This window comes from Thiohalocapsa sp. (assembly GCF_019695415.1).
Classification (GTDB): domain Bacteria; phylum Pseudomonadota; class Gammaproteobacteria; order Chromatiales; family Chromatiaceae; genus Thiohalocapsa.
In genome coordinates this window covers 1-6,968 of record NZ_JAIFKJ010000396.1, presented here as the reverse complement: position 1 = coordinate 6,968, position 6,968 = coordinate 1, and the positions used below count along the sequence as shown (strand labels likewise).

Genomic DNA, 6,968 nt, shown 5'->3' with positions numbered 1-6,968 from the left:
CGCCGCCCGGTAGACCTCATCAGCTCTCGTGTCGGAAATTGGGGGCGGTGTACCGGGGCAGGTGGCCCCCGCCCGGCGGTCCGCCCTCGGAGCGGGGGCCGATGGCCTCAATGTGCACGTACCGCAGCACCAGCATTCGGCGCAGCGGTGGGATCAACAACAGAAAACCCGCGATGTCTGTAATGAAGCCCGGCAGCAACAACAAAAATCCCGTGACCAACAACACGGCTCCGTCCATCAGCTCCAGCGCCGGGGCCTCGCCGCGGTCCATAGCCTGACGCACCCGCAGCAGCACTTGGAGCCCCTGCATGCGCACCAGAGCGCCGCCGATGATGGCGGTCAGCACCGACAATGCGATGGTAGGCAGTGCCCCGATAACGGAGCCCACTTGAATCAGGAAATACAGCTCGATCAGCGGCGCGCCGACGAAGAGCAGAAGGAAGAGCCACATGAGACAGGTCTCGGGTACGAAAGGAACGGCGAAGCTTGACGCCGCTACTGAGCGACTACGTCCGCGGCCGGGGTAAATCCGGAACGTCTGTCCGGATTAAGCCGATTCAAACCCCGGCGTCCCGTCAGAGCGAATTCCGTTAGGCTATGCGGCCGCCGGCGGGCGCGCAAAACGTGGGGAGTCCTGCGACATAGGCCGCGCATCGACCGCATCATCAGTCAGCACAGCACCAAGAGACCGACATCCGTGATGTCCGAACGCAACGCCGCCCAGGTCCATGTGGTCTTCTGCACCTGTCCGGACGCTGTGGTTGCCGAATCCCTTGCCGGTTCCGTGGTCGAAGAGGGACTGGCCGCTTGCGCGACCATCCTGCCCGGCGCCGTCTCGGTCTACAGCTGGCAAGGCAAGATTGAGCGCGACAACGAAGCGCTGCTGATGATCAAAACCACGGGTGCGCGCCTGAGCGCACTGACGGCACGGATCTGCGACCTGCATCCTTACGATGTGCCGGAGGTGATCGCACACCCCATCACCGCCGGCCACGACAGCTATCTCGACTGGGTTCGCCAATGCACCACTACCACCGCCTGACCTACGCAGCGGGCCGCCTCTGCCCGCACCGCTGTCACTCGCCCCTCGCCGCCCCGCTCCTACCGCTCCTCGGATTCTTGGCCCTGGTGGTGGCGCTGGTGCTGCCGCTGGCGGCCGTCGCGGCGGCCGATGATGAATTCCTTCAGCCCGATCAGGCCTTCCGCATCTCGGGTGCCCCGGCCGGCGCCGATGCGGTAAGGGTGAGCTGGGATATCGAGCCCGGCTATTACATGTATCGGAGCAAATTCCGCTTCGAGAGCGAGAGCCCCGGCATCCGCCTCGGCCGCCCGGAACTGCCACCGGCAAAGACCAAGCAGGACGAGTTCTTCGGCGAGGTCCAGATCTACCGCGACCGCGTCGAGGTCACCGTGCCAGTCGAGCGCGGCGCGAATGCGGGCGATGTCGTGGCGCTGGAGGCCAAGTCCCAGGGCTGTGCCGACGCCGGGCTCTGCTATCCGCCACAGAAGCAGCGCATCCTCTTGGAGCTGCCGAAGCTGGCGGCACTGGACACAGCGATCGACGCGAGCGCAGCACCGGGGGCCACACAAAGCCCCGCCCAGAGCATGGCCCAAGCCCTCTCCGGCGGCAGTGCGCCGCAGTCGCTGGGCCTCGGCATCGGCGACGACATCCTGCCAGTGGAGGAGGCTTTCCGCTTCCATGCGGAGGTCGCTGCACCGGACTTGCTCCGACTCACCTGGGACATCGCTCCCGAGACCTACCTGTACGAGGAGAAGATCGAGCTGACCCTCGAAGATGCGGAGGGCGTGCAAATCGGGCAGTACGAGCTCCCGCAAGCGGAAATCAAGCCAGATACGGTACGCCCGGACGGCACGATCGGCGATGTGGCGATCTACCACGGCACCTTGAGCCTGGATGTACCGCTCAAGCGCGGCGTCGCTGAGCCCACGGACGTCACTTTGGTGGCCAAATTCCAAGGCTGCGCCGAGCGCGGCATCTGCTATCCACCGGTCACCGAGCGCATTGCCCTCGCCCTGCCGATGCCGACAGAAACCGTGGCATTGGCCGAGGTGGCATCCGTCGCGGCGGCGGATGCGGGCGCCGACGCCGGCGGCCCGCCCGAGCGCGTCTCTGAGCAGGACCAGATCGCGGCTCGCCTCGCGAACGCCGGCATCCTGGGTGCCATGGCCATTTTCTTTGGGCTGGGCTTGCTGCTCGCCTTCACGCCCTGCGTTTTCCCAATGATCCCGATCCTGTCCGGCATCATCGCTGGCCAGGGCGACAGCATCACCACGCGGAAGGCCTTCTTCCTTTCGCTGGCCTATGTGCTCGCCATGGCGCTGACCTATGCCGTGGTGGGCGTTATCGCGGGGCTATTCGGCGCCAACCTGCAGGCGACCTTCCAGAACGTCTGGGTGCTGTCGGCATTCGCAGCGGTGTTCGTGCTGCTGTCGCTCTCCATGTTCGGGTTCTACGAGCTGCAGCTGCCGAGCAGCTGGCAGAGCAAGCTCACGGAAATGAGCAACAAGCAGGAGGGCGGCACGCTCGCTGGTGCCGCCATCATGGGCGCCCTGTCGGCGCTCATCGTTGGCCCCTGTGTGGCACCGCCCCTGATGGGCGCTCTGATTTTCATCGGCAAGACCGGCGATGCGGTGCTCGGCTTCTTCGCGCTGCTCGGCTTGGGGCTCGGCATGGGCGCGCCACTCTTGGCCATCGGGACCTCCGCCGGCAAGCTCCTGCCGCGCGCCGGTATGTGGATGGATGCCGTCAAGGCGGTGTTCGGCGTGCTGCTGCTGGCGGTCGCCATCCTGCTCATCGAGCGCGTGCTGCCGCCGGCGGTGGCCATGCTGCTCTGGGGCCTGCTGCTCATTGCCTCCGGCGTCTACATGGGCGCACTGACCAGCATCACGCACGAGGCCGGCGGCTGGACCAAGCTCTGGAAGGCGCTCGGACTGGCGCTCCTGGTCTATGGCGTGCTCATGATCGTCGGTGCCGCTGCCGGCGGGCGGGACACCATCCAGCCGCTGCGTGGCATCGTCGCCGCGGGTGGCGGCCAGGCGGCGGCGCACAAGGCCTTCACGCCCATCAAGACGGTGGCCGATCTGGAGCGCGAGGTCGCCGCTGCCAGCGCTGCGGGCAAACCCGTGATGCTGGACTTTTACGCGGACTGGTGTGTGTCGTGTAAAGAGATGGAGCGCTACACCTTCCCCGACCCAAACGTCATCGCCGCGCTGGACCAGTTCGTCGTGCTTCAGGCCGACGTCACCGCCAACGATGCCGAGGACAAGGCCCTGATGCAGGAGCGCTTCGGCATCCCGGGACCGCCGGCGATGCTCTTCTTCGACGAAAACGGCGACGAGCTGCGTGGCTATCGGCTGGTGGGCTTCGTGCCAGCCACGGAGTTCGCCGCTCATCTCAACGAGATCGCCCAGTGAACCCGGCAAAGGTGCTCGTGGTGACGGTGCTGGCAGGCACACTCAGCATCGGCGCTGCATTGTTCGGCGAGCGCTGGCTCGCGCAGCAGGACCTCGACCTTGTCACAGGCCGCGACGATGGCCGCATCGCCACGCTGCCCGACCTGCGTCTGCCGGACCTCTCAGGCCAGCAGATGGCAAGCAACGCCTGGGCCGGTAAGGTAGTGGTGCTCAATTTCTGGGCCACCTGGTGCCCACCCTGCCTGCGCGAGATGCCGATGCTGGACGAACTCCAGCGCGGTGTGGGGCCGGGGCAGCTCCAAGTGGTCGGGATCGCCATCGACTCACCAGAAGCGGTGCAACGCTTCCTCAGCGAAAACCAGGTGAGCTACCCCATCCTGCTCGGCGACGCCGACACGGTTGGCCTCTCGCGCCGGCTCGGCAACCGCACGGGCGGACTGCCGTTCACCGTCGTGTTCGACCCGCTCGGGCGACATGTCTTCAGCCACACCGGCGAGATCAGTGCAGACGTCGTGCGTGCCCGCGTGCTGCCGCTGCTGGACAAAGAAACCGGCTGATCCGGGCCAATATCGCTGCGATCTTCGGCAAAAGCCGACGCGTTCGGGCTTTGTAATTGGCGCGCGATTGCCTTACATTGTGCGCAGTTGTGGGCCGGGGCAGTTGTGGGCCGTTCGCGGCAGTTACTCTCTTAAACCGGCATTTTTCGCCCGGTTCGGTCGTATATCCGGTCACAAATGCGGGCCGGCGGCTCGGCCTGGCAGACACCGCGAGCCCTCAGTGCAAATCCATCTGGAAACCCGTCCAATCCACCGCGCCCGGCCGGCGCAGCCACTCATGCCCGGCGGCAAAGCCGGGCAAGCCGCGAGCCCCTCCGCCTCATGGCCCAGATCCTCTGCCTCAACGGACCCAACCTCAACCTGCTCGGCAGCCGCGAGCCGGACACCTATGGCCATGACACTCTGGGGGATATCGGCACTCGACTGACGCGGCAAGCTGAGGCCGCCGGCCACCAGCTGCGCCTGGTTCAGAGCAACGCGGAGCACATCCTCATCGACGCGGTGCAAAAGGCAGGCGCCGACGGGACCGCCTTCGCGTTAGTGAACCCGGCGGGCTTCACCCACACCAGCGTCGCTCTGCGCGACGCCCTGCTCGCGGTGCGACTGCCCTTTATCGAAGTGCATCTCTCCAACGTGCATGCGCGCGAGCCGTTTCGGCAGCACTCCTATTTTTCAGACATCGCCGAGGGCACCATCAGCGGACTCGGCGCCATCGGCTATGAGCTGGCGCTCACTGCGGCCCTGCATCGGCTCCGCAGCCGCGTCGCCTGACCCGCCGTCGCCTCGTCCTCGCCTGTCACGGTCCAGACAACCGCACACCCCCAGCCGGAACCCCGGAAACACCCGCATCATGGATATCCGCAAGGTCAAGAAGCTCATCGAGCTCCTCGAAGAATCCAACGTCGCCGAGATCGAAATTCACGAGGGCGAGGAGTCCGTGCGCATCAGCCGCCACGGCAGCTCACCCATGCCTTATGTGATGCAGGCGCCGACGACCGGCGCCCCACCCGCGTCCGCATCGCCAGTTGTCGCGGCCGCGGCGGCCGCAGACTCCGGGGCCGAGCCCGAGGCGGACGAAGGGTCGCTGGTGCGCTCGCCCATGGTGGGCACCTTCTATCGGGCGCCGTCACCGGGCAGCAGGCCGTTTGTCGAGGAAGGGCAGGAGGTCAAGCTCGGTGACACCCTGTGCATCATCGAGGCCATGAAGATCTTGAACCAGATTGAGTGCGAGAAGGCCGGCGTCCTGCGCCGCATCCTCGTGGAGAACGGCCAGCCCGTGGAGTACAACCAGCCGCTCTTCGTCATCGAATGATCGAGAAGATCCTCATCGCCAACCGCGGCGAGATCGCGCTGCGCATCCAGCGCGCCTGTCGCGAGCTCGGCATCAAGACCGTCGCAGTTCACTCGGAGGCCGATCGCGAGCTCAAGCATGTGCTGCTCGCTGACGAATCCGTCTGCATCGGCCCGGCGCCGTCAAGGGACAGCTATCTGCACATCCCGTCCATCATCAGTGCGGCGGAGGTCACAGACACGGTCGCCATCCATCCAGGGTACGGCTTTCTGTCCGAGAACGCCGACTTCGCCGAGCGGGTGGAGCGCTCCGGCTTCGTTTTCATCGGTCCCAAGCCCGACACCATCCGGCTGATGGGCGACAAGGTGTCCGCCATCAAGGCCATGAAGCACTCAGGCGTGCCCTGCGTGCCGGGCTCAGACGGACCCATCGACAGCAACAACAAACGTACCCTGGAGCTCGCTCGGGAGATCGGCTACCCCGTCATCATCAAAGCCGCCGGTGGCGGCGGCGGGCGCGGCATGCGGGTGGTGCACTCCGACGCGACGCTGCTGAACGCCATCTCGCTCACCAAGGCCGAGGCGGGGGCGGCCTTCGGCAACGATATGGTCTACATGGAAAAATACCTGGAGAACCCACGCCACGTGGAGTTCCAGGTGCTAGCGGACCAGTACGGCAATGCCATCCACTTGGGCGAGCGCGACTGCTCCATGCAGCGCCGCCACCAGAAGGTGGTGGAGGAGGCCCCAGCGCCCGGCATCACGCCGGAGCAGCGCGCATTCATCGGCGAGCGCTGCGCGAAGGCCTGCGAGCAGATCGGCTATCGGGGGCTCGGCACCTTCGAGTTCCTCTACCAGGACGGCGAGTTCTATTTCATCGAGATGAACACCCGCCTCCAGGTGGAGCACCCGGTAACGGAGATGATCACCGGCGTCGACCTGATCAAGGAACAGATTCTGGTGGCCTCGGGGGAGCGGCTGCGCTACCGCCAGGCGGATATCGAGTGGCGCGGCCACGCCATCGAGTGCCGGCTTAACGCTGAGCACCCAGAGACCTTTCGCCCGAGCCCAGGGCGCATCGAGGAGTTCCACGCCCCGGGTGGGCCCGGCATCCGCATTGACACCCACATCTACGCGGGCTACGTCGTGCCGCCCTACTACGACTCCATGATCGGCAAGCTGGTCGCCCACGGCGAGAATCGCGATGCCGCACTGGCGCGCATGTGCAACGCGCTCCGTGAGACGGTCATCGAGGGCATCGACACCAACATCCCCCTCCATCGCCAGATCATGAAGGACTCCGCCTTCCAGCAAGGCGGTGCCAACATTCATTACTTGGAAAAGAAGCTGGGGTTGTAGTGGCGAGGCTCGAGTAGCGCGTGTCGAGTTTCGAGTCGGATTGCTTGCATCTGAGGTATGAGCTACCGAGCCACTGAATGCGGGCTCCCCGGCCGACTCGCCGCCTAGCGCCCTCGCTCCTCGTTAGTCGATACTCACCCCTCGCCCCTCAACACACCACCCTCAACACCATCCCCTACCCCCCCCCCCATGCCCTCGCTACCCATCTCCCCCACCATCACACCCACTCCACCCGAGCCAGAGGAGGGGGCACGCGCGAGCCCCGGCCCGCGCACAGCAACCCGTGCACAGCCACGTGGCCCTGGCCTCTTCGTAGCAAGCATCTTC

Annotated in this window: 7 protein-coding genes; 6 read left to right on the top strand and 1 reads right to left on the bottom strand. The window is 65.8% G+C overall.

What is annotated here, in order from left to right:
* Positions 1-19: 19 nt before the first annotated feature.
* Complete coding sequence (locus I6U14_RS11335; RefSeq protein WP_296899396.1) at positions 20-451, bottom strand: FxsA family protein; 432 nt, start codon at positions 449-451, stop codon at positions 20-22.
* A gap of 249 nt (positions 452-700) precedes the next feature.
* On the opposite strand from I6U14_RS11335, the gene cutA reads away from it, so the two are divergent.
* From cutA to accC, 6 genes are all read left to right on the top strand, one after another.
* Positions 701-1,042, top strand: a complete 342-nt coding sequence (gene cutA / locus I6U14_RS11330; protein ID WP_296899394.1) for a divalent-cation tolerance protein CutA — start codon at positions 701-703, stop codon at positions 1,040-1,042.
* Positions 1,021-3,435, top strand: a complete 2,415-nt coding sequence (gene dsbD, locus I6U14_RS11325) for a protein-disulfide reductase DsbD (protein WP_296899392.1) — start codon at positions 1,021-1,023, stop codon at positions 3,433-3,435. Before cutA ends, dsbD begins: the two co-directional genes overlap by 22 nt.
* A complete protein-coding gene (locus I6U14_RS11320) occupies positions 3,432-3,992 on the top strand; it encodes a TlpA disulfide reductase family protein (protein WP_296899390.1) in 561 nt (186 codons plus the stop codon). Before dsbD ends, I6U14_RS11320 begins: the two co-directional genes overlap by 4 nt.
* Before the next feature lie 321 nt (positions 3,993-4,313).
* Complete coding sequence (aroQ, locus tag I6U14_RS11315) at positions 4,314-4,763, top strand: type II 3-dehydroquinate dehydratase (protein WP_296899388.1); 450 nt, start codon at positions 4,314-4,316, stop codon at positions 4,761-4,763.
* A gap of 79 nt (positions 4,764-4,842) precedes the next feature.
* Positions 4,843-5,304, top strand: coding sequence for an acetyl-CoA carboxylase biotin carboxyl carrier protein (gene accB, locus I6U14_RS11310; protein ID WP_296899386.1), 462 nt, complete (start codon positions 4,843-4,845; stop codon positions 5,302-5,304).
* A complete protein-coding gene (gene accC / locus I6U14_RS11305; RefSeq protein ID WP_296899385.1) occupies positions 5,301-6,641 on the top strand; it encodes an acetyl-CoA carboxylase biotin carboxylase subunit in 1,341 nt (446 codons plus the stop codon). Before accB ends, accC begins: the two co-directional genes overlap by 4 nt.
* Positions 6,642-6,968: the final 327 nt, after the last annotated feature.